This is a genomic window from Rhizobium sp. Leaf306, assembly GCF_001423425.1.
In the GTDB taxonomy this organism is placed as follows: domain Bacteria; phylum Pseudomonadota; class Alphaproteobacteria; order Rhizobiales; family Rhizobiaceae; genus Neorhizobium; species Neorhizobium soli.
The window spans coordinates 968,345-994,183 of sequence record NZ_LMNX01000003.1; the positions used below are offsets into that span (position 1 = coordinate 968,345).

At 56.6% G+C, this 25,839-nt stretch carries 20 protein-coding genes and 1 pseudogene; 6 read left to right on the plus strand and 15 right to left on the minus strand.

From position 1 onward, the window contains the following. The first annotated feature begins 74 nt into the window (after positions 1-74). The gene (locus ASG19_RS23990) at positions 75-365 is read left to right on the plus strand and encodes a hypothetical protein (RefSeq protein ID WP_156466545.1); all 291 of its coding nucleotides are present in this window, start codon (positions 75-77) and stop codon (positions 363-365) included. Positions 366-689: 324 nt separating this feature from the next. Here ASG19_RS23990 and ASG19_RS23630 read toward each other — a convergent pair. Then, positions 690-841 (minus strand): annotated as a pseudogene (locus tag ASG19_RS23630) (IS3 family transposase); the annotation flags it as partial. A gap of 356 nt (positions 842-1,197) precedes the next feature. Between ASG19_RS23630 and ASG19_RS17795 the strand changes: the two are divergent. From ASG19_RS17795 to ASG19_RS17810, 4 genes are all read left to right on the plus strand, one after another. After that, positions 1,198-3,018 carry an ABC transporter ATP-binding protein gene (locus ASG19_RS17795; RefSeq protein WP_062460213.1) on the plus strand — a complete coding sequence of 607 codons (1,821 nt, stop codon included), beginning with the start codon at positions 1,198-1,200 and terminating at the stop codon, positions 3,016-3,018. A 258-nt stretch (positions 3,019-3,276) separates the two neighbouring features. Continuing rightward, positions 3,277-4,236 carry a tyrosine-type recombinase/integrase gene (locus ASG19_RS17800; protein ID WP_162238158.1) on the plus strand — a complete coding sequence of 320 codons (960 nt, stop codon included), beginning with the start codon at positions 3,277-3,279 and terminating at the stop codon, positions 4,234-4,236. Between the two features lie 309 nt (positions 4,237-4,545). Further along, positions 4,546-9,198 carry a hypothetical protein gene (locus ASG19_RS17805; RefSeq protein ID WP_156466546.1) on the plus strand — a complete coding sequence of 1,551 codons (4,653 nt, stop codon included), beginning with the start codon at positions 4,546-4,548 and terminating at the stop codon, positions 9,196-9,198. Between the two features lie 17 nt (positions 9,199-9,215). Then, positions 9,216-9,734 (plus strand): hypothetical protein, encoded by a 519-nt coding sequence (locus tag ASG19_RS17810; RefSeq protein ID WP_062460219.1) that lies wholly within the window; start codon positions 9,216-9,218, stop codon positions 9,732-9,734. A gap of 169 nt (positions 9,735-9,903) precedes the next feature. Here ASG19_RS17810 and ASG19_RS17815 read toward each other — a convergent pair whose 3' ends face one another. Then, positions 9,904-10,254, minus strand: coding sequence for a DUF3616 domain-containing protein (locus ASG19_RS17815; protein ID WP_162238159.1), 351 nt, complete (start codon positions 10,252-10,254; stop codon positions 9,904-9,906). A 528-nt stretch (positions 10,255-10,782) separates the two neighbouring features. Here ASG19_RS17815 and ASG19_RS17825 point away from each other — a divergent pair. Next, positions 10,783-11,754, plus strand: a complete 972-nt coding sequence (locus ASG19_RS17825; RefSeq protein ID WP_062460224.1) for a hypothetical protein — start codon at positions 10,783-10,785, stop codon at positions 11,752-11,754. Positions 11,755-11,781: 27 nt separating this feature from the next. Here the strand turns inward: ASG19_RS17825 and ASG19_RS17830 are convergent, their stop codons facing one another. From ASG19_RS17830 to ASG19_RS17895, 13 genes are all read right to left on the minus strand, one after another. Continuing rightward, the gene (locus ASG19_RS17830; RefSeq protein ID WP_062460226.1) at positions 11,782-12,243 is read right to left on the minus strand and encodes a hypothetical protein; all 462 of its coding nucleotides are present in this window, start codon (positions 12,241-12,243) and stop codon (positions 11,782-11,784) included. Further along, positions 12,230-12,793 (minus strand): hypothetical protein, encoded by a 564-nt coding sequence (locus ASG19_RS17835; protein WP_062460228.1) that lies wholly within the window; start codon positions 12,791-12,793, stop codon positions 12,230-12,232. Before ASG19_RS17835 ends, ASG19_RS17830 begins: the two co-directional genes overlap by 14 nt. After that, entirely contained in the window at positions 12,790-14,019 is a 1,230-nt protein-coding gene (locus ASG19_RS17840) for a hypothetical protein (protein ID WP_156466548.1), read from the minus strand. Before ASG19_RS17840 ends, ASG19_RS17835 begins: the two co-directional genes overlap by 4 nt. A 934-nt stretch (positions 14,020-14,953) precedes the next feature. Then, positions 14,954-16,147, minus strand: a complete 1,194-nt coding sequence (locus tag ASG19_RS17850; RefSeq protein ID WP_062460233.1) for a YbfB/YjiJ family MFS transporter — start codon at positions 16,145-16,147, stop codon at positions 14,954-14,956. A gap of 132 nt (positions 16,148-16,279) precedes the next feature. After that, a complete protein-coding gene (locus tag ASG19_RS17855; RefSeq protein ID WP_062460235.1) occupies positions 16,280-17,713 on the minus strand; it encodes an aldehyde dehydrogenase family protein in 1,434 nt (477 codons plus the stop codon). Positions 17,714-17,776: 63 nt separating this feature from the next. Continuing rightward, entirely contained in the window at positions 17,777-18,541 is a 765-nt protein-coding gene (locus ASG19_RS17860) for an SDR family NAD(P)-dependent oxidoreductase (RefSeq protein WP_244476208.1), read from the minus strand. Between the two features lie 27 nt (positions 18,542-18,568). Further along, positions 18,569-19,525: a sugar kinase gene (locus tag ASG19_RS17865; RefSeq protein ID WP_062460237.1), complete on the minus strand. Its 957-nt coding sequence runs from the start codon at positions 19,523-19,525 to the stop codon at positions 18,569-18,571. A gap of 21 nt (positions 19,526-19,546) precedes the next feature. Continuing rightward, the gene (locus ASG19_RS17870; RefSeq protein ID WP_062460238.1) at positions 19,547-20,524 is read right to left on the minus strand and encodes an ABC transporter permease; all 978 of its coding nucleotides are present in this window, start codon (positions 20,522-20,524) and stop codon (positions 19,547-19,549) included. 1 nt (position 20,525) lies between these two features. Further along, a complete protein-coding gene (locus ASG19_RS17875) occupies positions 20,526-21,521 on the minus strand; it encodes an ABC transporter permease (protein WP_062460561.1) in 996 nt (331 codons plus the stop codon). A gap of 32 nt (positions 21,522-21,553) precedes the next feature. Further along, positions 21,554-23,077 carry a sugar ABC transporter ATP-binding protein gene (locus ASG19_RS17880; protein WP_062460565.1) on the minus strand — a complete coding sequence of 508 codons (1,524 nt, stop codon included), beginning with the start codon at positions 23,075-23,077 and terminating at the stop codon, positions 21,554-21,556. Positions 23,078-23,150: 73 nt separating this feature from the next. Then, on the minus strand, positions 23,151-24,164 hold the full coding sequence (locus tag ASG19_RS17885; protein WP_348271495.1) for a sugar ABC transporter substrate-binding protein: 1,014 nt from the start codon (positions 24,162-24,164) through the stop codon (positions 23,151-23,153). A 92-nt stretch (positions 24,165-24,256) separates the two neighbouring features. Continuing rightward, a complete protein-coding gene (locus tag ASG19_RS17890; protein WP_156466549.1) occupies positions 24,257-24,940 on the minus strand; it encodes a class II aldolase/adducin family protein in 684 nt (227 codons plus the stop codon). Next, positions 24,918-25,733: a glucose 1-dehydrogenase gene (locus ASG19_RS17895; protein WP_062460240.1), complete on the minus strand. Its 816-nt coding sequence runs from the start codon at positions 25,731-25,733 to the stop codon at positions 24,918-24,920. The genes ASG19_RS17890 and ASG19_RS17895 overlap by 23 nt, the downstream gene beginning before the upstream one ends. Positions 25,734-25,839: the final 106 nt, after the last annotated feature.

Sequence of the window (25,839 nt, forward strand, 5' to 3'; positions counted from 1 at the left end):
TTGGAATTTGGCACTTAATGTGAGATTCACCGCCAGGAAAAGATGGCTGTTTACGGCCACGCCTCAATGAGAAAATGACCTATATTACAGATGGATATCGCCGCGCAGGAAGGCGTTTTGCATGGAAAATCACACCGACTAATCTCAAATTAGGTGCCATCACCAGTCTGAATGAGCGCATTCTCACATTTAAATGCCAAACGACAGCTTGGATACGCCGCTCGTCAGACCCGGAGACTTTTGCCGAAGCTGTAGTCGTTGACAGTGCAATGCACGCCATCACCGAAAAAATACACGCCTTCAAACATGTGGCCATTATCGCCGCCCCTCCCGCTATAGTCGCTCATAGGGACTGCCGATTGTGACCCAATGACGGCTTCGGGGCCCTGACCGCCACTGCGCCGATGCGCCGATGCGCCAAAAGCGGCCGATGGCGGCGACCGTCATCACAACTCGCACAACCCACTTATCGACGAACGCTACTTTCCTACCACGCGTCAACATATTTGATTTGCTGCCATATTGCGTTGTCGCCTAGCACTAATACTGAACCGTCAACGTCGAATTTAAAAGTCCATGCGAGTCTTAACGTCCGCTCCGGGCCGGAAACGGACCTTTCTGTCTTGGAAGCCGGGCTCGGATTAAGCTGCCATAGAGCGTGGCAGCTCTTTGGACAGCAATCCGACCAGACCACGCTTGCGCACCGTCAGCTTCTCCTCCCGATAGAGACGTCGAAGCTTCTTCAAGTTCATGACGATCCCTGCCGGTCCAGCATCACATGGATGCGCCGATACCCGAAGCGTCGGCGCTCGGGCGCCACTTTCTTCATCGCCTCGCGGATGGACGTACGCCCCAGCATCTCCTGCATTTTGTTCCGTGTTTGTCTGAGCAACCTTTTTTAGCTGTTGCAAGTATGCCGCACCTCACGGCTCAGGCGAAAATTTTGCCCGTTTGACTTGGCCTGCGCGTCCAATCGATCTAGGGTTTATTATTATCAACACGGTTTTGGGGAGTTTTTGATGGCTGTTTTTTCCAACTCCCCAGCGGCTTCCGCGAATATCGCCTGAAGCCTGCAGCGTTTTCTCACGCCCAGAACCTGATGAAGTGGCGATAAGCCCCTCTTCAACCGTTCCTCACCAAATCATTTTGCGCGAAAATATTTCTCTGTGAAGGAGCCGGCGAAGGCCGGATACATCAATGGCATTTGGTTTCAAATCTCGCCGTGGCGGAGCTTTTCGCAGTGTTTTCCGTTATTGCTGGGCTCATTGGAAGCGCCAGCCTTGCCGCGCGTCCTTCATGTTGTCTACAGTCATGCTGTCAACACTCGCGGATGTTCTAACGCCCCTATTTTCCGGTCGGCTGGTCGATGCCGTGGTATCCGGGGAAGCGAGCGATGCCACAACATGGAACAATGCGGTCAACGCGTTTTGCTGGCTTATGGTGCTTTCGATCGGCGCCGTCGTTCTACGGCATGCGACGTTCACCGCCATCATAGGCTTCACTCTGAAGTCGATGTCTGAGATTGCCGCAGACTCCTTCGCCCATATCCAGCGGTTTTCGAGCGACTGGCATGCCAACAGCTTTGCGGGGTCTACTGTCCGTAAGGTGACGCGCGGCATGTGGGCGCTTGACGTCCTCAATGACACCGTCTTCGTAGCGCTGTTCCCGTCGCTGGTGATGCTCATCGGCTCGACGATTCTAATGACATGGTACTGGCCGATGATGGGATTGCTGGTCGGCGCCGGGTCAGTCTTCTTCATCGTGTTCACCGCGGTCATGGCATTGCGCTATGTTGCGCCGATGGCAAGCATGGCCAATAACTGGGATACGCGCCTTGGCGGCGCGCTCGCCGATGCAGTGACCTGCAATGCGGTCGTTAAGGCCTTTGGCGCCGAAGACCGGGAAGACGAGCGTCTTTCCCGGGTCACTCGCAAGTGGCAAGATCGCACAAGGCGCACCTGGACGCGGGGCACCCTGAATGGCACGTCCCAGAATGCGCTGCTCAGCCTGTTGCGTGGCTGCGTGCTGGGTCTTGCCCTCTGGCTCTGGGCCAATGGGATGGCAAACGCTGGCGACATCACCTTCGTCCTTACCGCGTTTTTCATTCTGCAGGGCTATCTGCGCGAAATCGGCATGCATATCCGCAACCTGCAACGCTCGGTCAACGATATGGAGGAGCTTGTCACCATCCATGCCCAGCCTTTGGGCGTGGAAGATGTTACAGGCGCGCCAGATCTCGAGGTGAAGGCTGGCCTGATCACGTTCGATCGCGTCACTTTCCACTACGGCAATCACCATGCTCCGCTCTACAATGATTTTTCGGTCACCATCAAGCCTGGCGAACGGGTGGGTCTCGTCGGCCATTCCGGCTCGGGAAAGACGACTTTCATCAAGCTGATCCAGCGCCTGCATGACATCAACAGCGGAATGGTTTCGATCGACGGGCAGGATATTTCCAAGGTGACGCAGACATCTCTTCGCCGCCAGATCGCCATCGTGCAGCAGGAACCGATCCTGTTTCACCGCTCGCTTGCGGAAAATATCGCCTATGCGAGACCAACTGCTACGCAGGCAGATATCAAGACGGCTGCGCGGCTCGCCAGCGCCCATGACTTCATAGAAGCGCTGCCGAAAGGCTATGCGACGCTTGTCGGCGAACGCGGCATCAAACTTTCCGGTGGCGAACGGCAACGCATCGCTATTGCCCGGGCATTCCTGGCAAACGCACCTATCCTGATCCTCGACGAGGCGACCTCAAGCCTCGATTCAGAATCGGAAATGCTCATTCAAGAGGCAATGGAAAAGCTAATGGAGGGCCGCACAACGCTCGTCGTCGCTCACAGGCTGTCAACGGTTCGCGCGCTCGATCGGCTGCTAGTCTTTGAACATGGACGTATCGCCGAGGAAGGCACTCATGCAAGCCTTATACAGCGCAAGAGCGGGATCTATCGTGGACTCTTCGAGTTGCAGGCGCTGGAGCTGACGAAGGGCATCGCAAGCAAAGGGCTGATAGGCTAGTAGGCGTGCAAGCAGGCCATTCCCGCACAGGACGATCGCCTCGACAGGCGAGAACCAGGCTCGCGACTGACAGCATTGCTGCATCCCACACAATGTTTGATGTTTAAACGCTTCACCGCGACGCAAGGTAGTAAACCTGTATTGGTCTTGATGGGGTTCGAACCTATGGCCCGCCAACCGGTAGGCGGCGGGTTGTCCGACATGAACCATTAATTTCAGACAGATAGCAAAAGCCCGTCAATTCTGATGGGGAATACTATGCTGCAAGATATCGTGACGTCCGAGAAAACAGCCTTCTTAGCGCATTGCCGAAAGGTCAGAGGGCTCAGCAATAACTCAGTGTGTGCATATGAACAGGACATCGCCGCCTTTCTAGCCTTCATCCGACAGGGCGATCAAAAACATGCCCTGAACGGCCAATTGGTTCTGGACTATCTCGACCATTTGAAGCGGGAACGAAACCACAAGCACGCGACCATCCGCCGACGGCTGGTGACGCTGCGCGCTTTTGCGACCTGGCTGCGCAAAGCTGGCCGTGTCGGAGAAGATCCCTTTGCCGGGCTCGAAATTGACCTCCGTCCTCCCAACCGCCTGCCGCGGCCTGTCGAATGGGTTGACGTGCGAACAATGTTGAAAGCGGATGGCGGGACTCTTTCCACGGCGTCATCAGGCATGCCCGCATTTTCCAGCGAACTTCATCCGCTATCAAGAACAACCGGGCTGGCGATTAAGCTCATGGTATCGACGGGGGTGCGTGTCGGGGAACTCACGCAGATCAAGCTCTCGAACATATCAAATGACGGCTATCGAATACGTATTCATGGCAAGGGAAGCAAAGAACGTAATGTCTATATCGGCAATCTGGATCTGCGCACTGAGCTGCAGCATATCAAATGGCAAGCCAGCCGCATCGAACATGATGGAGACTACCCTGCTTCTCAACAACCATCGACGACGCCTGACAAGCGCTCAGGCGGAGGCTTCGAATTCTTGCACAAGCCTGCAATCTTGATACCCCGAGTGACCCCTCACCGCTTCCGACATTCCGCCGCTACGTTCTTGATCGAAGAGGGAGTGGATATCCGCTTCGTCCAGCGACTTCTCGGGCACGCAAGTATTGCAACCACAGAAATTTACACCCGCGTCTCGGACACCGCTCTTATGCGAGCCATAAACAATGCCGATACGCTGGGGAAAATGCTCTCCGAGTTCACATAACTCGGAATTATGCACCTCTCTGAGTATTCAGACTGCAACGCAAGAGCAACTCCGACAAGCGCGATGACCAAAAGGGAGTTGCAAATCATGAACCAGCGGTACGTTGTGGCGCAGCGCTTCAGTCGGGCTCAGGAATAAAGGATAACCTACACTGGTGTGAATGCCGTTACTGTGTCGGATAAAGACATTGGCAGTTGACGGAAAGTTTTTCCATTTATGTAGCCCATAGGAATCTCTAGTGTAGATTCTGGGCAGTTCTACTTGCTACGAAGCTATAACAGGATATTGTCCTCGACGTTGGAGGGCCCGGTGAAAGATTTCGCAACGAAAGATCGTGGTTGTCTGCCGTGGGCCTCCTCCGCGATGATGGAGACCTCGGTCACGACCATATTTAGACCGTTGCAGTCTTTGGGACACTCCTGCAGCAACATATTTTCTCGGGCCATTAGTCCCAAAGGCCAGTTATCGCTCGTTCCCTTGCGGGTTGCGCTTTTCGTTATGCTTTGCTTGCTGGGGAGTCAAGAAAGTTGGGCCGGTCAAATTCCCGACAAGGCAGCAACTCGTTTAGGAAACGCCGTCGCCGAAATACTCGAAACGGGCGCCGAGCCCGGATTTGCTGTTCTTTCAGGCTTGGCGACAAAGCGCTCAGAAACATTGGATACAGGAGACACCTTTTGGATGGCCGTGTCGGCGAATGCGCTTTCGGGGCAGCAAACCCAACGCGCTTTAAAAACCTATGTTACGAAGCTCACCGCAGATGACCGCGCGCGCCTTGTTCTTCTTACGCGTCAGTTGCGGGAACTTGCGGATGTCCTTGCCACCGTTCCACTGTCTGAAAACGGCCGGCAAAAACCGATTGAGGACGAGGTCCTAAGGCGGATGGAGCATCCTGATGTCAGCGCGCAACGGGCGCTGATTTCTCGGGCCACGGATCCAGCCTACTCCCGCTCCGATGAAATGGTTGAGCGCATCATATCGAACCCCGATATAGTAAAAGGCGTTGCCGGTGACATCGAAGATATGCGGACTGCTAGCGACATCAAGCGGTTCGGTCTTTTCATTCGATACGCAAATGTTCAATCGATTCCCTTGTCAGCAGAAGAGATAACCAGGGCGCTGGATCAATCCGACAAGAATCTTCAACGCGCAGCCCTGTTCGTATTGGTTAAAGCGACGGAAGATATTCCGCGCCAACTCGTGCCGAAGCTAAAAATGTTGGTGGCGTCAAGTACAGATTCGGACGTACTGCCGCTCGCAGTGGAACTTCTCGCCCGAATATCCGCCGATGAAGCCGCATCCCAGCTCGCACCTCGCGCAAACAAAGACGAATTCTGGCGGAGCGATCTCGGTACTGGCGCGTTTGCTGCTCTGACGCGGACAAGGGATGGTGTCGATGCAGCCGGCGCGGGCAAGATTCGGATCGCCGGAGAAGACATCTACAGCTACGGAGATTGCCGCGTATTGCCAGGCTCGCTAGCGCTCGTGACACGTCAAACCGATGGAAAGAGCATTGTGGAATCTTTGGTCACGGCATTGGCGGCGGTCCTGCGACGAGACAAGGCAAATAATTGCGACAGCACTATGATAGCGAATGCGCTCGATGCAGGGCTGCATCGAATAACTGAAATGGGTCTGACAGAAGGAGACTTTTCTTCGGCGTTCTACGATTTCATCGAACAGCCGTCCACTGTTACTCCCACGTTGGACAGCGTTGAAATCAAGGCACTCGTTGAGATATTGAGCAAGGCGCATGCGACACGGTCAGCGCTCTTGTCGGACCAAAATCGTCTTCGAGCCCTGATCCTCAACCCAAAAGTCTCATTGCATCCGGTTCTGGCGGCATTGATAATGTCGTTGCCAATCGACCACCCCTTTCTTTCGTTACTTCGCCAATTCCTGCAACCTGGGCAGGGCGGAAGTCTTGTCGATTATGTGAGGGACAGACACGAGCTATTGACGCGAGTATTGGCGATAACCGTGCGCGACAGAGGGTGGACATCTGATCAATTGGATGGAGTCCTCGCGATCAGCAATGCGTCGGAATCGGCTGATGTCAATGCGGCGGCTTTCGATGTCATTTTCCGCGCAGGAGGGGCTCAGCGACTGCTGGAGTATTTCGACAACCAGACAGAGCCGAATGCGGGCTCGAAGCCAGCCATAACAAGGATCAGGGCGCTTAGGGCATTCTTGGCAGCAGTCAGGCAAATGCCGGACACTTCGGCGGCGTATACGCCCCTTCGTCTTGCCTGGCTATGGCAACAATTGACTGACGAGGGCTTACGCGGCCCCGTGGTGCGAGCTCTCGGCCAACGTCCTGCTAACATGTCGCCGGATGACACCTCGATCTCAACTGCCCTCAGCACAGCCGCGACCCAGCGAAATGGCAAGGGAGCCGTGGGAGCGTGTCTGGATGCAGCCACGCTCGGCCCCTATTCCCGTCTCGATACTGGCCTGACGATCCTGGAGGTAAGCGAAAGCTTGAATTACGAAGGCGAGCCCTGGCCATCCGTTTGCGAGTATTTGCTCGCATCATCTGAAGGCGGTATGCTCAGCGATACCGGACAGGCGCTGGTGTCTTTTGTTTCTCGTCCCGCAGCGATCGAAGCCTCTCGCCTGGATGTTTTACTGCGCCTGTCTGCACTTGCCAAGGTCTGGAACCAGGCGTCCGAACGTGCGTTGAGCCAATTCGATCAACGACCGATAGCAGAAGCTGTTGCGTCGCTTTCCGCCTTAGTCGGATGGGGCCTCGACGACTTCAGCCGACTCCGTGAATGGGACGCGCGTCTTCGCCCAATATTTCCGGACCAGGCGTCCGCCATTCGAACTGAATGGCTTAAGCGCGGGGCCTTGCTCGCCGCTATGGCGATCCCGGGTGGATTGGTAGTCCACATCGCGTTCTGGCTATTGCTGCTTACTGCATATCCTAGGTCGGTCCGGCTGCAAACGCATGTGTTCTATAATCCTTGGGTACGAAAGATTTTCGGATTGGGATATGTGGATTTGCTGTTGGTGTGGATTGCTCCGATCCGACGTAGGTTCTTTGAGCCGTTCAGAACACCGCTTTCGGGCGAATTGGAACGTATCGGGCCCGGAACCGCGTTTGGGGCATACTTCCCTAAATCGGAGATCGTGGCCATTACGCGCATCGACTTGGAGCGAGAGATCAGGACTGCCGAGCGAGCGGCACTGACAGGGACGCTTCCAGCCAATTCCGGTGCAATTGTCCAAGCACTAGCACATTGGCATGGCCCTACCTGGCTGTTTGGGCCGTCTGGTCGAGGCAAGACGAGTTATCTCCGCCATGCGCTCACCACGAATGCACGTATCCGGTTTCCATTCATTTACCTGCGTGCTGCAGAATGCGGAGATGATCTTCTCGATACCATTTGCAGCCGGTTAGGCGGCCTTGGGCGGGATAAGGATCTGGTCACCTCCCTTGTCCATGCCGGACTATTTGATGTCTATGTCGATGGCTTGAATGAAGTTGACCGTGAACGCCAGGAAGTGATTGCGAGATTCATCGTCGATCACAGGTCGGCAAACATTTTTGTTGCATCACAGGAAGTGGGAATCTCGCTTCCATCTAAACTTTCGACTTATTATTTGCTCCCCCTCACTCGGGCTCAGATGAAGGAATTTCTCGCAAGTCGGGCGGAGAGTCTCGATATACAGGCGCCAATCAGGGGAAATGTATTTATTGAGAAAAGTGCGCAATTCATAGACGGCTTGGTGGAAGAAGCGGCACTGATTGACACGGATCGGCCGGATAATCCCGACACAAACCGCCGTCGCGAGCTCGCGGCAAGCTTTATCGCGACCCTTGCAAATCCTATCGACCTTGAAACCGCAGCCTCGCTGTTGTCGTTGGATATCGAGCCTGACCCTTTTCGCCTTCAGGAACAGCAATTTGACCTCGTTCGTCAGGACTATGAAAGCCGGTTAGCGCGGCCATTCCCAACCATGGAACTTTCTAAGTCGGTGCTGTCAGCGCGCCAAGCAAACAGTCCTGAGCTGGATGCCATTGTTTTTGGTACCGCGGTCGCTATCCTTGAGGAACGCAAGCAAGTTCGTCGGATCAGCGTTGCTTCCGTCGGTGGATTCCTGGCTGAGTACCATTTTCGCCACGACAAAATCCGTGATTTTTATACCCATTTTGCGTTTCTTCACGATGTGGACGCCAGATTTTCACTTGCCAGAGACGACAGGTTTTCGGGCGTCTACGACTATCTTGCCCGCGAGCTGCCCCCCGCTGCGGTTGCCGATCTGCGAGAGTATCTTTTGTCAGCGGCGGTCGATAGCAACGACCATCGACTTAGCGACAGGTTTCTACAGCATTTGCGGTGGCGAGCACTGCTTGATGAGGTCGACCCACCGTGGCTTTCAAACTATGAAACGCCAACTGCCGACAAAGCATTGACCGAATTCGAACAACTTTCGGGCAGAAGGCAGCAAATCGAAATCGAGATGCATCGACTTCGTACGACGGTCGATGCTGAACGCCTTCCAGCCCGATTGCTCTCGGCGCGCACAGTGGAAACTCTGGAGGGCGGAGTGCTCAGGCTGTTCGAAAGATCAGGCGCAAAGATTCGGCCGACGCCTGGCGGGGCAGCGCCGATCGTTGAGCCACCGTGGTATCCCAGCTTCTCCCTGTTTTGTTTGGCGGGAAACAATGTTTGCACAGCCGTTGCAGCCATCGGCATGCGATCACGACTCCTGCAAAGCCACGGCTGGAAAATCCTAATCATCAATCCGACGCCGGATTACGAGCCGAAGCTTCGCGATTGGGGCCGCGTCTCGGAATGGGCCCGGTCGCTCGCAGTTGAAGGCCTATTGGCACTTGGGACGATTGAACTCTACGAGCTTGCGACACATTCCATAATTAACCAGGAGTCAGAATCTTTCTGGCACAAGCTCCGAGAGTTGGATGTATCTGGAACTACGGCACAAATCAGTCCTCGATAAACGAAGAAGTACTGGAAATGAGACTGTACGCAATTCTGGTGCTTCTTATATTGCCGCTCCTCACATCGAGTGCCAGAGCCGAACAATTCAAGAATGTCTATATGTCGTTTGAGCTTCCCGCAAACTGGTCGTGCGTCTTGGAAGAGACGGAGTGGGTTTGCGGAGACAAGGACCAAATCGACAAACGTTCTGCGATCATAATTCTCACCGCAAAAGAAGTTGGGCCGATGGATCGGCTGGATCTTTACGAAGACCACATTTCGGTGCCTGTGCAACTTGTTGACAAGGATGGAAACTCGATTGGCCGTTCTTCGCGGGTGGAATTTGCTAGGCAGGAAGAAATCAATGGGGTGACCTGGATACATGGTCGCCAATTCGAATCGGAGGTGCCTGACTATTACACCGACTACTTCGCCACGGTTGATAGCAAGATAGCTGTCTTGGTAACATTTTCTGCTAGGGAAGATGGTTTTGACAGTGCTTATGCGCAATTTTTTCCCAGCATGTCTACAATTTCGGTTACGCAACCAAAGTAAGCGCAGAGAATGTCCACTGGGGGATGACTTCGGTAACATAATTCCTAGTTATGTGAATTTCAGTTCTCGCCATGGTTATCTCAACCGCGGAAACATGCAACCACGTTTTCAGTCAGGAAGTCATGGAGAATTGAGGGGGCCAGCTGAATCGCCGGATTTCGGTGACCTGTCAGCCGCCCTTCTCTTTGGCCTCGTAAGGAAGCCAGTCGGCAAGGTACATTGAGCCGCTGACGCGGTCGGCGCGAGGCCGGTCATAAATCACCACATAACCTCGCTTGCCGGATCGATCCAGCCGGTAAAGTCCTTCCGGCTTTTCAGCGGAACCGGCTTCGCCGGGATCGCGCTGCCACTGATAAATCTGCCGCGGATGCTGAATTTCAGCACTCCGCTCACCGGTCCATTCATAGAGAGCGAACGGACCATCGGCGTCGCTCACCGGACCAGCAATGATGAGGACACGGCCGCCGCTCAAGGTTGGCATGTTCACCGGTGGGAGCAAGGAGCCTGTGGTCGCAGCCATGCTACCAGCAACCATCACGTTGATCTCGGGCTTAACAGCCTATTTTTTCGAGAAAAAGACGGGGCAGCGAGATGATCTCGATGTATCGCTTCTGCCCGCGCTAGTCTGCGCGCTCGTCATCTTTGCATCCTTTGGCGCATATTATGCATCGAATTTGCGATCTTTGTCTCTGAGGAAGGAGAGGATAATCCAGGTACAGGTGGAATCTGACAAGATTGATCACGCTGAGATTGAGGTGAAACTCAATCGCGCCAAACTTTGCCGACAAATGTTTTCAGACGACATAGAGATGAGAGCAGCGTGTGTGGATCTTCTGAAAACAGCAAAATAAAGCTGTTTGCCGAGGAGCTCACCTTGAACGGAATTGAACGAGAAGCCGACTGGTACGAAAGCTTAAGTCAGTGAGAATTCGAGCTTGCGGTGGATAAGACCGCCAGGCGCGTCCTGCAGGAAACTTGCCGGGCGTGTAGTCCTCCGGTAGGATTCGCCGCGTCTAGCCCGGAAGGCGGAGCAACGGAGGCGCGGACAATGAGGAAAGCAGTCTGCATCTGCATCGCATCGGTGCTTCTCTGCAACACAGCGCACGGTTCCGCTCTGGGAAACGGTAAGGAGCTTGGGACGCCCCAGTTCCTCAGGTCGGACGGCACCGTCGATCTCAACATCGCGGAAAATGAGCTCCGGGCGCTGGAATGTCAGCTCGTGACGTCGTCCGCAATGCTTTCACAGGTCGACGCCGTTCTTGAGGAAGCCAATTCTCGGCTCGACGTCCGCTTGGCGCAGATAGCCGCATTCAAGCTGAAGCCCGACCCGCCGCGCGAGCCCGATCCGGTTCCGCTCCTGACGGAGACCGGAGCGGAGAAGGACGAGAAGCAGCTGGAGGTGCTTCGGACAGCAAAGTCCGCGTTCAACCATGTCAGGGAAGCCGACGACCTCCTACAGTACGCGGAGAAGGTTCCGGAGAGGTCGCGGATCGCCGCCTTCCAGAACGACGTGCAGACCGCGCGCGCCGGCGTGCTGGGAATACTCGCGTCGACCGACGAGGACTGGCAGGCAAGCAAGCGCTACAGGGACAACGTCGCGCGCCGGGGAGCTATGCTTGATAGCCAGTTCTACGGCGACTGCAGCGGGCCGGGCTTCTGGAAGGTGGTCGAATCCTCCCAGACAACGGGCGGGGAAACCTCCGAGTTCTGGGATGGTGTGAACCGTGATTGCGAAGGAAGCGGCGCCGAAGACGCCATATCCTACGTCGCCTATCTGAAACGAAGCATGCTGTCGATCGCCGACGAAGGATCAGGATGCAAGGACGCCAAAGTCGTGGCGGACCAGCCGGACAAAGCGTCCGTCAGAAGCACATGTCCCTGGACAGACGACAAGTGGAACGAACTGACGCAGACCGCCACGACGGCCCCGGACGGTACGGTGTCCTTCCAGTCCCGGTACCGCTTTCCGGAAGGCAGCGTCGTGTCGATAGACATGAAGTACGCCCCCTGCGACCGGTGACGATCCGGACGGAGTCCCGCCTCCACCCTAGTTGTCGCCGCTGAATACGATCGCGCTGAGCGGCCCGAGGATGGCTACGTTCGCCATCCCAACCAGCATGGTGGCCTCCCCATAGCGCTGGACTAGGGTGTCGCCCTCCAACACGGGCGCGAAGAAGGGCGACAGCACGTACAGCGTGAACAACAGGTTCGAGACCAGAGTGAGGACAAACGTGACGATGGCGATCTTGGTGGATCTCTTGACCCCCTCGATCCTCGTCTCGAGCACGTAGAAGACGACGATCGAGATCAGCGGCGCCAGAAACGTGTTAAGCACGTGGAAGCACGCGCTCGTGAGCTCGTACGGCGCGAGCAGGTAGCGGCCGCCGACCGTCACGAACCTGTACAGCACGACGATGCCTATGTGGGCGCAGAAAAAGAAGAACCAGGTCGAGGAGATCGCGTCCTCCCAGCTGGTCAGGCGCCAGGAGTACGGCCTACGAGCATCCATCGTGTTTCAGGTCTTTCAAGATCTCCGCCTGCAGGCGGATGTGGAAGAACTTGGGATCGAAGTCGCCGTTGTACGGCTGACTCTCCTGCGAGCTGTTCCCCATGCGAAGAGAGGTCGCCGTCTGCAGGATGAAGGAGGAGCCCTTCAGGAAGACGCGGCCGTAGTAGGTGACGTAGTAGCGGTATCCTCTCCCGAGCTTGAATTCCGTCGACGCGTTGTAGTCGTCTATCCACCGGCTCTGGATGCTAGAGGGAGACGTCTTCCATTCCCTGCCGACCTTGATCGCGCCCAAGATGTCCGTGGACGGCGGATCGAGGGTCAGTCCCAGCTCGCCCAGCGCCTTCGCCGTCGCGATCAGTATCGCGTCGTCGTCGATCTTGTCCGCCCTGCAGACGTCGAACATTCCGAACTGTGTCTGCCTGCCGCCTCCGACTCCGCTTGCTTCGCCCGACGTCAGCACCGTGGTGCTCGTCACGACCTTCGCGTCCTGGGCGCCCGCGATTTCGAGCGGCAGAGCGACGAATATCATCGCTGCAACAGCGTGTCTCATCGAAGTTCCTTCCTCCAATGTCTGTCCCCGTCATTGCAGATCGAGGACGTCGGGTTGGGCGTCGTATAGTCCGCAGACGAAAAGGTGACGTCGGCAAGGCTGCCCCAGGCCACCTGATAGGCCTCCTGAACCCGCTCCTGGCGCTCCTGCGGACTGTCGTATCTGCATCCGGTCGCGCCGTCGACGTCAGTCAGTCCTGCTTCATGGTAGTATTGGAAGAACTTACTCCAGTCGTTCAGCCCGCTTGCAGTGGAGTCGTCGGTGCCCATGTTAAACTGGAAGTCGGCCAGCGCGCCGGCCGCGTAGGCGTCCGCCTGACGTTCCTGCCGCTTGAACTGGACGCACGAGATGGCCTTGCTGCGTATGTGGCTGTTGCGGATATGACCAGCCTCGTGCGCTCCGATGAAGACCAGCTCACCCACCACTTCCTGAGCGAGGAGATACGTCGCCATGAAGGGGTTGCGCTCGTTCCCGCTTGTATGTGCGTTCTCCAAGACCTCGCCGATCGGGAAATGATCCGCGTCCTTACCGGAGAAGCGCACGAACCAGCCAATGTCGTTCGGGAGCGGAAGAGGAACGGCGCCTCCCGCGGGATCCGTCAGGGCGAGTATCTCTCGAAGATGCGCCTCGTAGCCTTCGACGCCGCCGAATACCCGGCCCACCGCGCCGTATATGACCCGGTCCACGAGGCCGCGGTCCACCGTGATCTTGCCCAGCCTGTCGGAGAACGCCCCGGTGTCGTCGACGTCCACGAGCTCGAGCTTGAGGTCGCTGTTGTCCGGACGGCCCTCGCCAGGCTCCATCAAGCGCGTTCCCTGCGCACCGAAACCCATGGCTTCCTGCAACGAACGCTCAAGCGGAGTGATCCGGAGCGAGTCCAGAAAGGGATCGCCGTTCGAGACAACGGCCAGCGCCATCTGCTCTATGAAGGACGACAGTGCCCCATACTTGACGGCCGCGGCACTGAACAGAAGCGTGGGACCCGCGTTTGCCTTGGCAAGCGCCATCGCGGGCGAGTTGTCGTTCACGCCGTCGAACGGGCCTGGAACGACCTTACCGCGGAGAGCCTCGGGAAGAGGAATCTGGAGATAGGTGATGGAAGGATGGAAGGGGCGGCAGTAGTCGCCGGCATCCTCAGCCAGCACTGGGCCACACGCCAGTGCTGCGGCGACGACCACGGCCCCGAGCCTGCTCCTTCTCCGCAGCGTCCCCCGGTTGCGCGTCATCTCGGATTAACGACCTCCTGAGGAAAAACAATATTCGGCATCAGCTTCGCCCGCTCCGCGACGCCTTCAAGGCACTTCGCCGGCGCTCCGCACGACCCTGAATGTTCCGCAGCCTTCCGCTCCAGGCTCCGCGGCCCCGCCGCGGATCCCGTGCTGAGGTCGCCAGTCAGAAGGCGTCGGGCAAGATCGTCCGCTGAGGAAGTGGGCGACTGCATGGACGAGCGGGGAAAGTCGCCGAACATGCCCTCCGCAAGCGACGAATCCGGGCAAGTTAGTACGATGATAGCGAAGAAAAGCGGAACGAAGACCTTTCTTCGGAACAAGGCGGGCGCTGAAAGCGCAGTCGATTGCGGCATTCCCAAAGTCCTCGTCCATTATCACCCAATATCAGCTCAAGACGATTGGGCAGTCAACAGGCAGCAAGGCGTGCCTGGGCAATAATCGGTAATCGAATAGAAGTTTAGGGCATGCGGTCCACTATTTTTCTTCTAGGCGACTTGTATCGAGACAATCTCTTCGAATGAAAGGAGGAAACGTTAGAGGACGTCTACAGCCTCCTCGTGATCCTCCCGTTCATCCGCACCAACTAAGAAGATCGCCGGTGACATCGAGTGACAGCTTTGTCCCAATTGCTCCGCGTCGTCTATAGCTTGAGAACCAAGTTGCTTAGATGACTGCAATTGGCGCTAAGGCGACTTAAGGTCTCCTTCACCGAAGTCTGTTGTCCGAGAGGCGCCACCGCCGGCTCTCCGGTGAACACGAAGCCAAAAGCTGCCGTAGACTTCGCCTTGAAGGGATTCGAACCAGTGAGATGTCAACAAATGGCATAAGTTGCTGAAATCAAAAACTTTGCAGCCAGTCGCGATGGATAATTCAAACTCAGCGTTTGTCTATCGAACTTGACGCGGTGTCCTCTGGCGCGCGGGTCTAGCCTCTACTTTCTAAGACGGTGCCTTAGTCGCGCGCCGTAGCGCGCGCAAAGTATAGAAAGACAGGTCCCAAACACAGCAATTCCTGTGCCGACCGAGAGGGAGGCGTGGTAATCCGTACTCATCCCGGCCATATAAGCCGCCACGATTGGCCCAAGGATTTGGGCTGCCCCATAACTTATTGTCAATCTCGCCATGGCCTTCGCCGGATTGTTCGGAAACATTTTACCGACTATCGAGAGGGTTAAGCTGACAGTGCCTATCACCGTGGCGCCGAAAAGCACTGCACCTGCGAAAAGTGAAATAGGTTGGGATCCGAAAGTGATCAAAGCAAAGGATGCGGCCTGCAGAGCGTAGGCCAAACTGAGCGACCACAGTTCGCCGATTGAACTCGACACTCTGTCCCATAGGAAACATGAGGGGGTCGCGGCCAGCCCCATGATGATCCAGATCCAGTTCCCTGAGACCGCCACCGCATGCATATTCCTGATGATATCAACGATAAAAGTTGCGGTGATGACATAACCGAAGCCTCCACAGAAATAAGCAAGGGAGAACGCGATCATCCACAATCGGGAAGGAAGGTCGCTGTCGCTTGTCAGCGACATATTTTTGGCAGCCGGTGGTCTTGGAAGCCAAAACCAGGCCGGGACTAAAAAGAGGGTTCCGAAGAGCGCGAGCACATACCATTGTCCGCTCCAGGAAAGCCGATCGAGCATAAGGATCGCCGCCAGCCCGGACAACACCATGCCAATGCCAAATCCGGCAAAATGAATTCCAAGTTCCGCCGGCCTTTGATGGCGCAACAGCCAGTTGAGCACCAGCCCGGTCGCGAGCAGCATGCCGGCAGTGCTTGCCCAGCCGGAAATTAATCGAAGCACCATCCAGAGCCAGAAGTTGTTCGTTAAGCCCATGGCAAGCGTGGTTAGCACCGCCAGAACCAGCCCAAGTCTATAGAGAAACCATTTGCGTTCGAGCGTGTGTATCCGCGACGCGATCAGCGCCCCGCCGACGTAACCGACATAGTTGATCGTCGCCAGCCAGCCGGCCCCAATGGTGCTAAGACCTGCCTCGGCCCGCATCACCGGAAGCAATGGGGTATAGGCAAACCGGCCGATACCAACAGTCAGAATGATGGCGCAGACGCCGGCTGTGATAATGCGGCCCGCGCCTGGTTCGGCGGCTGCTAGAACTGACATCGTTCGTCCTGGGAAATAACGATTTCGTGGCGATGAATCGACCGCTGTGCGGCAATCGACACAAAAGTTGCTGAGCTGGATGCCCGCTGGTCGATGGAGTTCAGCGGGCACCGGGATATTACAACCTTTTGTTCAAGCAGCCCCGTAACCGCCAGTCGCCTTGATTTCAAGAAAGTCGGTCAGGCCGAATTCCCCGTGCTCGCGACCATTGCCGGACTGCTTGTAGCCGCCGAATGGCGATGCCGCGTCCCAATCCGCCTCGTTGATGTAGACCATGCCGACGCGCAACTGCCTTGCCACACGTCGTGCCCGTGACAGATCCGAGCTTTGGACGTATCCGGCAAGACCATAGACCGTATCATTGGCAATCCGGATCGCGTCCTCCTCGTCTTCGTAAGCCATGATCGACAGCACTGGGCCAAAGATTTCCTCGCGGGCGATCGTCATCTCAGGCGTGACATTCGAAAATACGGTGGGCCTGATGTAATAGCCGCGATTGAGTCCATGCGGCCGGCCCGGACCGCCGGTGACCAGTGTCGCGCCGTCCGAAATCCCTTTTTCTATCAAGACTTGAATGCGCTCATATTGCTGGCGGTTGACCACCGGTCCGTGGTCGGAAGTTTCCTCGGTTGGAGCGCCCGTGCGGATCGTCTCCGCGGTTTTCCCGGCGATCGCCGCCGCCTCATCCATGCGAGAGGCAGGAACGAGCATGCGGGTCGGCGCCTTGCAGGATTGACCGGTATTTCCAAAGCAGCCGAATACGCCGCGGCTTACTGCCTCTTCCAGGTCGGCATCGTCCAGAATGATGTTGGCGGATTTGCCTCCCAGCTCCTGGTGCACGCGCTTGACTGTCGCTGCCGCCGCAGTCGCGACTGCCACCCCCGCCCGAGTCGATCCGGTCACCGACACCATATCGACATCGGCATGACTGGAAAGGGCCTCTCCGACGACCCGCCCCTCGCCATTGATGTAGTTGTAGACGCCAGCAGGAAAGCCGGCCTCGATGACAAGCTCGCTGAACCGGATCGAGCTCAATGGCGAAAATTCGCTTGGCTTAACGACCATGGTACAGCCGGCGGCAAGCGCAGGCGCAACCTTGACAACGAGCTGGTTCATCGGCCAGTTCCAGGGCGTGATCAGGGCGCAGACCCCGACTGCTTCCTTCGAGATCAGCACATCGCCGCGAATTTCCTCGAAGCTGTAGCTTTCGAGCACCTTGATGATCGTCTCCAGATGCGCCCGCCCCACCCAGGCTTGTGCAGAGCGTGAGAAAGCCTTGGCCGTGCCCATCTCCTCGGTCATCAGGTCGGCGATCTCGTCGTAATTGCTGTTGTAAAGCGTCAGTAGATTCTCCAGCAACTGCCGTCGATATTTCGGTGTTGTCATGGAATAGGCTGGAAAGGCCGCTTTGGCAGCGGCCACGGCGCGATCCACATCAGCCGAGTTGCCCATCGCAATTTCGCAGATTGCATCCTCAGTTGCAGGATTGATAAGCGTGTGGCGGTCTTGGCCGATCGGATCGACCCAACTACCATCGATTAGAAACTTCAAAGCATTCCCTGACATTCCGACTTCTCCTCAAAGCGGATCAAACTATGTTTTTCGGATTTCCAGAGCAGCGGCGGTCTATTAGTGGTAATAGATGCCGCCATCGACATTCAGAGCCTGTCCCGTCACGAAATCGGACTGGTTCGAGGCAAAGAAGCGGACAGGCCCGATGATGTCGTCGGGATAGCCGAGTCGCTTCAAAGCTGCGACCGTTTCCCAATGCCGGATCGCTTCGTCACTTCCCAAATTGTTCTTGCCCATCTCGGTCAAAATAATCCCCGGGCAGATCGCGTTGACGGTGACGCCATCCATGCCTACTTCCTGCGCCAGAACACGGGTCAGCGTGATCACAGCCGCCTTGGTTGCAGCGTAATGGCCCTGGGTTGGAACCCCCTGTCGCGCGGCGATGGATGCGATATTGATGATGCGTCCGCTCTTCTTCACGCGCATGTGTGGCAGGGCTGCCTGGCAGACTAGAAGAACGCCCTTGGCGTTGACATCGAAATGGGCGTTCCAGTCTTGCTCTGACAGATCCTGCAGCAGCGATGGCTTGAGAATGCCGGCGTTGTTGACGACGACATCGATACTGCCCGCCTCTGCGATGATAGCGGCAACCGTGGCATCGACCTCGGATTTCGATGTAACATCAATCGGCTTGATATAAGCTTTGCGTCCAAGCGCCTCGATCGCCGAAGCGGTCTCCTCAAGCGCCGCCTGCTGCGAGGCGAGGTCGAGGATGGCAACGTCGTAGCCAAACTCTGCCAGCCCTATAGAGAGGGAGCGGCCGATGCCTCGGCCTGCACCGGTGACAAGCGCCACGCGGCCGATCGGTTTCATCATATCCATTATAAAACTCCAAAAATTGGGGATTGTTTATGCTGCGCGCTGCCTGACAGGCAGGCTTTGCATGGCTGTCATCGTGTCTTCAAACGAAACGAGTTTTCCATCGGAGCCAAGACCCATCGCAACCTTGGCGGCGACAGCGGAGGCAAACTTGGCCGATGTCTTGAGATCCCAACCTTTGATGAGCCCGACGATGATGCCAGCAGTGAAGCTGTCGCCGCAGCCTGTTGTGTCCGAGACCTTGATGTCGAAGGCGGGCAGATAAAACGCCTCGCCGTGCTCAGGCGACACGAAAACTCCGTCCGCGCCGAGGGTCAGGATGGCGTTTTTCACGCCGCGCTTCTTGAAAAACTCGGCAATACCATGGGGGTCACTCAGCCCTGCCATCTCGCTAGCTTCCTCGATGCTGGGCACGAAGTAGTCGATGAACGGCAAGCAGGGTTCGACCAGGGCAAAGGTTTCCGGATTGGCCTGGATCAGATCGAAGGTTGTGATCCGTCCGAGCTGCTTGGCTTTCTTCAGCAGCCGCACTGTCGGCGCGCCATCGAATGAGCGCAGGAGGCCCGTTCCGCCGACATGGATGACGGACGCATCAAGCGCTGCATCCATGTCTACCTCGGCGACGTTAAACACCGCAGCAGATCCCGGCACATGCAATGCGGGACGCTCGCCGTTTGGACGAACCGGCAGGATTGTAGCCGATGTCTGGACATCCGCAGTGCGGCGGACCAGAGAGCATTCAACGCCGAATTTTCGCATTTTGGCTTCGAGAAAGTCGCCCATTTCGTCGTCTCCGACGGTAGTGACTGCCCGCGTTTTCAACCCGAGAATTGCGCAATCAACGGCGGTCGCGCCAGCAGTGCCTGCGACTGTCATGCGGATTTCCTCGATGTAATCGGCTTTGCCGCCCTCAGGAATGCGCAGGACCGGTCTGCCGAGGATGTCGAGAACATAGAAGCCGATCGAGCTTACATCAAAGCTTGTCATGTCATGCCTTTCGATTTCAAATTAGTGGGCGCGGCCGCGAAGGCCGAAACTGAGTGCGAGGACGAGGAACACCAACGCGCCTATCCCGACCTGCTGCCAGTAGAAATTCCAGCCGATCAGCAGCAGACCGTTTTTGACAACGGCAAGAAGCATCACCCCGAGTAGCGTTCCGATCACACTCGGGCGCCGCTCCGTGCTGATGGTCGTTCCGATGAAGGTCGCGCCAACAGCATCCAGCAGGAAGGCATTTCCAGACAGGGGAACGTAGGAGCGGACCGTTGAAGACAACAGAATTCCGGCAATGCCGCATAGAAGTGCGCAGGCGATGTAGACCATCGACATGTTGAACGGTACGCGGATGCCTGAATACCAGGCGACACCGGGTTGCGCACCGAATGCCCGGACATAGCGGCCGAACACCGAGCGGTGCAGCAGCAGGTAGACGGCAATCGCGCAGAGCACCAGAATCCAGACGGAGGTCGGAAGACCAATGAATTGTGTACGGACGATGGCATTGAACAGCTTGGCAAACTCGCCGGTCACCAGATAAATCGGCTGGCCGCCGCCGGTTGCAATCTGCTGGACACTTTGGCCGATGAAAAGCACCCCCAGAGTGGCCAGGAACGGGCTGATCCTCAACCGCGTGATCAGTACCGCGTTCAGCACGCCGACAATCAGAGCGGCCGTTAGGCCTCCGCAAACCGCGATTCCTACCCCGGACCCCGAAGCCAGTAAGGCGATGAATGCAAGACTTGCGACATCGACGGAAACCCCAACCGAAAGATCGATGCCGCCGGCGGAAATCACGATCGTCATCCCGAACGCAATGATGGCGAGTAGCACGACATTGTTGACGAGGACGTTGAAGAGATTTGCCGTGGAAAAGAAGCTCGGGCTGGCCAAGGAGAAGAATACGAACAGTAAGACGAAGGCCAGCAGCACCGCGAAGCGAGAAACCTCGGCCGCATCGGACAAATTGAGTTTTTTGATCATCGACATCCTAACGCTCCGATGGTTTGGCAAGTGACGTTGCCGCGACAACCAGCAGGATCAGCGTGCCTTGCACACCGTTGACCCAATAGCTCGAGACATTGAGCAACTGGAATCCGTTGGCCAGAAAGCCGATGAACAGGGTGCTGAGGATCGTGCCGCCAGCAGTGGGGACAAAGCGCCGGGAGAAAACCGTGCCGAGAAGCGCGGCGGCGAGCACGGACAGCAACAGTTCGCCACTGCCCGGCGTGCTGGCACTGAGCCGCGATACTAACAGGATGCTGGCAATCGCTGCGCACAGGCCCGAGAAAAGATATGTCGACGTCAAATACCGCCCGACTCCAATGCCCGCTGCGCGCGCTGCTTCCGGATGCCCCCCAACCGCATAGAGCCGCAATCCGATACCGGTGAAATGCAGCACGCAGATCATCAGTGCCGTGAAAACGATCAAAGTCCAGGCCATAAACGACACGCCAATGAACGACCCCATGGCAAGACCCGAGACAAATTCCGAAGCTACGGAGATTACCGTATTCTGCGTCAAGATCAGTTCACTGCCGGCAACCACGTTCATCACCGCAAGCGTGGCGAGCAGGGGTAAAATATTGAGCCTTACCACGGCAATGGCATTGAGCAATCCGACGGTCAGGCCGGTTGCGACCACCGCCAGGACTGCCGTCGGAACCGGATAGCCCGCATTCGACGTGGTCGCGAACACCGCGGCACACAAGCCAGTATTGGCGGCAAGAGACAGATCGATACCGCCGGTCTGCACATCGCTTCCGCCACCGATGATTACGACGGACATGCCGAAGGCCAGAACGCCGAGGATGGCGGACTGCTCGACGACGTTCAGAATGTTGTAGAACGACAGAAAGCCGGGCGCGGTGAACGCAAAATAGGCAAGAATAACAGCAAAGCAACTGATCGCGCCAAGGCGTATGCCCCAACTTCCGATAGACGCGCGACGGCGTGTCGTCTTCCCGCCTTGGGTTTGGTCGTCCATGATGGTTCCGTTTCGATTGATCGATATCGCAGTCATGCGGCCGCCCTTCCGGTTTGGCTTCGGGCGCCGGATGCGGCGGCAAGGAGCCGGTCGCTATCCACATCCCCAGCTTGGAATTCGTGGGTCAGTTCGCCCCTGTAGACGACAAGCACGCGATCGCAGATGCCTACAAGTTCCAGCAGATCAGACGACATGAACAGGATTGCGGCGCCTTCGGCGGCTAGACGATTGAGCAATGTGTAGATCTCTATCTTCGCGCCGACATCGACAGCCACCGTCGGTTCGTCGAGCACATAGAGCTTGGACTGGCAACTCAGCCACTTGGCCAATGCCACCTTCTGCTGGTTTCCGCCCGACAATGTGCGCACCAAGGCGTCACGGTGCGGTGTCTTGATCGACAATTCACGAATGAAACCGTCGACGGCAGATTTCTCGGGGCCTGGCGTAACGAAGCCGTTCCGGCTGTACCGGTCGAGGCTGGCGATAGAAATATTCTCGCGAACCGACAGAGACAGCGCGACACCATGCGCGCGTCTGTCCTCAGGCACGAGGGCGACGTTGCGCGATACGGCGCTGACCGGCGAGGAGAAATTGGTTGCCGTTCCATCGATCGTGAACGCACCGGAATCCGGCTTTGCCAGGCCGAAAAGGCAGTGAATAAGCTCCTTGACGCCTGACCCCAGCAGACCCGTTATGCCGACGACTTCACCGGCCTTGATGTCGAAGGAAATGTCGTCGAAGTGCCCCTCGCGGGACAGGTTCGATACGTTCAACACCGTCTCGCCGACAGCCACGGTTCGCTTAGGGAACATCTCACCGACGTCTCGATTGATCATCATGCGGACGATCTCATCGATGCTCGTTGTTTTCGGTGAAACAACACCGACATCGGTGCCATTGCGCATTACCGTGACGGTATCGCAGATATCTTCGATTTCCTGCATGTAGTGCGAGATGAAAATCACCGCGATGCCGTCTTGCTTTAAACGACGCAGTACGTTGAACAGACTGACAACCTCGCGCTTCACCAATGCGGCAGTCGGCTCGTCGAGGACGAGCACCGAGGCATTCTGCGCCAGCGCACGCGTGATCTGCACGATCTTTTGCTGAGCCGTCGTGAGGTCCTGGATTAGTGTTCCCGCCGGCAGGTCGAGATCGAAATACTGTTTGAGAAGCTCCCTCGCCCTCCTCGCCATCTTGCGATGATTGACGAAAATACCGAACCCCGGTTCATTCCGCAGGAAAATCGCTTCGCCAATCGTGGCGGTTGGCACAAGCAATCTGTCCTGGTGGATAAAGTGCACCCCGAGACGCTCGATATTGGCCGGCGTCAGCCGGGTCACAGTCTTTCCATTGATTTCTATAGATCCGGCGTCAGGCTTGAGCATGCCGGCCAGGGCTTTGATGATCGTAGACTTGCCGGCGCCATTCTGACCTACCAATCCATGGATCGAGCCACGCTCGACCTGAAGATTTGCGTCAACCAGCGCTTTGATCGGACCAAAACTTTTCGATATTCCATGCATATTGATCGCAAGATTTGACTGTTGCGTCATATTGCCCTCCGTCCGTTGAATGCGGTCAATGCGATCCGCATCCGGCAGCGGCCGGATGCGGACAGTCACCGGCTCACTTCTTTTCGAGGAACTGGGCGGCCGTGGTGGCGGCATTAGCCTTGGTCACCAGTACCGCTGGAACGAAAGTAAAGGGCTCGATCGGCTTTCCGGCTAGATAGCGGGCAGCATTGCGGGCGGCGGACTTGCCGATCTCGTAGGGCTGTTGAGCTCCAACTGCGCCAGCTGGCGAGTTCGGATCGGCAACCATCTCGACAACTTCGGGGCTGCCATCGATGGCATAGGTCTTGATCCCTTTGCGGCCGGATGCCTCGATGGCCTGCGTTGCACCCATCTGCGGAATGTCCCAGCATGCCCAGACGGACGAGATGTCGCCGTCTTTGGGATATTTGGTCAGCATATCGGTGACATTCGAGTAGGCGCTTTGCACGGTATTTGGAATGACGTCGCGCAATTCGGGTTCGATGACTTTGATGTCTGGATAGGCCTGAAGCACGTATTTCAGCTGATCGTAGCGGATTTTGCAGACCGGCACGCTGTAGAAGCCGTTGAAAACCAGAACATTGCCCTTCCCGCCCATGTCGGCGACCATCTGCAGCGCGACCTCTGATGCCAGAGCATAATTGTTTGAAGTCGAATTGTTCAGGGTATAGGGCGTTGCCGTGTCGACGGTGAAGAGAGGAATACCGGCATCCCGGATGCGCTTCAGCCATGGATTGAGAACGTCAAGATTTCCGAGCATTTCGATGATTGCATCCGGCTTCTGGGCAATCAGCGTCTGCAATTGCGAAACCTGAGTCTGGTCGTTGCGTTTGGCGTCAAGCGCAATCGGCTCACCTCCCAGTGATTTCACCTCATCGATAATGCCCTGATAAGCCTTCAGGTCCCAGGCATGATCGGTTCCGACCGCGGAAATGCCTATCTTCTTTCCTGCAAGCGACAATTTCTCCTCACCTGTATCCTGGGCATGCGCAAATCCGGCATGGATGCCAAGCACAATTGCGCAGCTTGCAATTGTAGCCTTCAGTATTCTGGACCGCTTACCGGTTCTCACCTGTGTGTTCATCATGGACATTCTCTCCTCCCTAAGGTTTTGTCCGCTTCGCCGAAAACTCGGCGTCTACTTGCTCCTGGAAGCAAATTTCTAAAACTGTGTTGTGTTTAGCCTTGGTGACCGTAGCTTCCCATCTTGGCGATCACCCGAGCGATTTCTTCCTTGGACAGGAGCCTCGGCTCGCCAATTTGCATCGCCCCATGAAACTGACGTGCCAGTGTTTCCACTTCGACCGAAAGCCAGAGTGCCTTCGACAGACTGGCACCGACAGCTATGATGCCGTGGTGCTCCAGCAGACATGCGTTTCGCCCCTCCAACGCTTTGACTGCATTCTGCGAGAGCTCATCGGATCCGAATGTTGCATATGGTGCGCAGCGGATGTCATCTCCGCCAGCAACCGCGACCATGTAATGGACGGGCGGAATGTCGAGTCCCATGATGGCTACGATGGTCGAATAGATCGGATGCGCGTGGACGATCGCGTTAACGTCGGATCGGGCGACCATGATATCGCGATGGAATCGCCATTCACTTGATGCCTGCAGCGACCCCTTGGTCGAGCCGTCAAGCTCCAGGCGCACGATGCTGTCCGGCGTCAGGCGCTCATACGGGATGCTTGTCGGCGTGATCAGGATATAATCGTCATGACGGACGCTGATATTCCCCGATGTGCCCTGATTGATCCCGAGTCTGTTCATCTCAAGGCAAGCTGCAATTATTTCTTCGCGTTTTTGAAGTTCGCTTGAACTGGTCATGACTGAATCCGTTTTAGATTGCTGTGTACCCGCCATCCACCGACAGGATTGTGCCGGTGACATAGCTGCTGGCCGGAGATGCGAGAAAGAGGATCGCAGACGCAATTTCAGATGGCTCACCGCACCGGGCCATTGGCGTCATGTCCATCCACACGTTGAACAGCTCAGGTTTTTCTCGCATTTTCAGCGTCATCTCGGTGCCAACATAGCCTGGCGCCACCGCGTTGACGCGAACCGCCTTGTCCGCCCACTCGACCGCCAACGCTTTCGTCAGCATATGGACGGCGCCCTTGCTGGCCATGTAAGACGCGGCAAATTGCGGACGATTGATAATCAGGCCGGACATTGATCCGAGATTTACAATGCTGCCGCCCCCGGCCTCTATCATGTATTTTCCAAACGCCCGCGACGCCCAGAATGTGCCGTTAACATTGACATCCATCACCGAGCGCCACTCTTCGTCGGATACGTCGAGCGCGGAATGAAGCCGGGCGATGCCAGCGCTGTTAACGAGGATGGTGATCTTGCCATGCTGCTTGACGACGGCGGCGGCAACGGCGGTGACCTCGGACGGGCTGGTCACATCGACGACATGGGTCGATACCGCCACACCATTCATGTCAATCATTCCGGCGGCACGATCAAGGCTTTCCTGGTTTATATCGATAAGCGCTATCGTCGCGCCACAGCTCGCCAACGCCTTTGCCGTTTCCAGCCCGATGCCGCTGGCACCGCCGGTGATGGCAGCGACATGCCCCTCCAGATTGAATTGGTTACGATAATCCAAGCGTAAACTCCTCCCGTGACCGAAGATCTTGACCTGCTTCATCGATCGTTCAAGACGCCGCGCGCTTGAACGTTGTGATGATATGGCGATTTTCGTCGTCTCCTCCGGCGCTCCTCAGGCCGATGGAAGGAAGGTATGAGTGAATGCT

Coding starts and splice junctions, on each gene's coding strand:
- ASG19_RS17825 (WP_062460224.1), top strand. CDS start 10,783: ATGAGGAAAGCAGTCTGCATCTGCATCGCATCGGTGCTTCTCTGCAAC.
- ASG19_RS17865 (WP_062460237.1), bottom strand. CDS start 19,525: ATGACAAGCTTTGATGTAAGCTCGATCGGCTTCTATGTTCTCGACATC.
- ASG19_RS23990 (WP_156466545.1), top strand. CDS start 75: ATGACCTATATTACAGATGGATATCGCCGCGCAGGAAGGCGTTTTGCA.
- ASG19_RS17830 (WP_062460226.1), bottom strand. CDS start 12,243: ATGGATGCTCGTAGGCCGTACTCCTGGCGCCTGACCAGCTGGGAGGAC.
- ASG19_RS17855 (WP_062460235.1), bottom strand. CDS start 17,713: ATGTCAGGGAATGCTTTGAAGTTTCTAATCGATGGTAGTTGGGTCGAT.
- ASG19_RS17875 (WP_062460561.1), bottom strand. CDS start 21,521: ATGGACGACCAAACCCAAGGCGGGAAGACGACACGCCGTCGCGCGTCT.
- ASG19_RS17890 (WP_156466549.1), bottom strand. CDS start 24,940: ATGGCGGGTACACAGCAATCTAAAACGGATTCAGTCATGACCAGTTCA.
- ASG19_RS17870 (WP_062460238.1), bottom strand. CDS start 20,524: ATGTCGATGATCAAAAAACTCAATTTGTCCGATGCGGCCGAGGTTTCT.
- ASG19_RS17815 (WP_162238159.1), bottom strand. CDS start 10,254: ATGGCTGCGACCACAGGCTCCTTGCTCCCACCGGTGAACATGCCAACC.
- ASG19_RS17810 (WP_062460219.1), top strand. CDS start 9,216: ATGAGACTGTACGCAATTCTGGTGCTTCTTATATTGCCGCTCCTCACA.
- ASG19_RS17850 (WP_062460233.1), bottom strand. CDS start 16,147: ATGTCAGTTCTAGCAGCCGCCGAACCAGGCGCGGGCCGCATTATCACA.
- ASG19_RS17860 (WP_244476208.1), bottom strand. CDS start 18,541: ATGGATATGATGAAACCGATCGGCCGCGTGGCGCTTGTCACCGGTGCA.
- ASG19_RS17795 (WP_062460213.1), top strand. CDS start 1,198: ATGGCATTTGGTTTCAAATCTCGCCGTGGCGGAGCTTTTCGCAGTGTT.
- ASG19_RS17895 (WP_062460240.1), bottom strand. CDS start 25,733: ATGAAGCAGGTCAAGATCTTCGGTCACGGGAGGAGTTTACGCTTGGAT.
- ASG19_RS17800 (WP_162238158.1), top strand. CDS start 3,277: ATGCTGCAAGATATCGTGACGTCCGAGAAAACAGCCTTCTTAGCGCAT.
- ASG19_RS17840 (WP_156466548.1), bottom strand. CDS start 14,019: ATGACGCGCAACCGGGGGACGCTGCGGAGAAGGAGCAGGCTCGGGGCC.
- ASG19_RS17880 (WP_062460565.1), bottom strand. CDS start 23,077: ATGACGCAACAGTCAAATCTTGCGATCAATATGCATGGAATATCGAAA.
- ASG19_RS17885 (WP_348271495.1), bottom strand. CDS start 24,164: ATGATGAACACACAGGTGAGAACCGGTAAGCGGTCCAGAATACTGAAG.
- ASG19_RS17835 (WP_062460228.1), bottom strand. CDS start 12,793: ATGAGACACGCTGTTGCAGCGATGATATTCGTCGCTCTGCCGCTCGAA.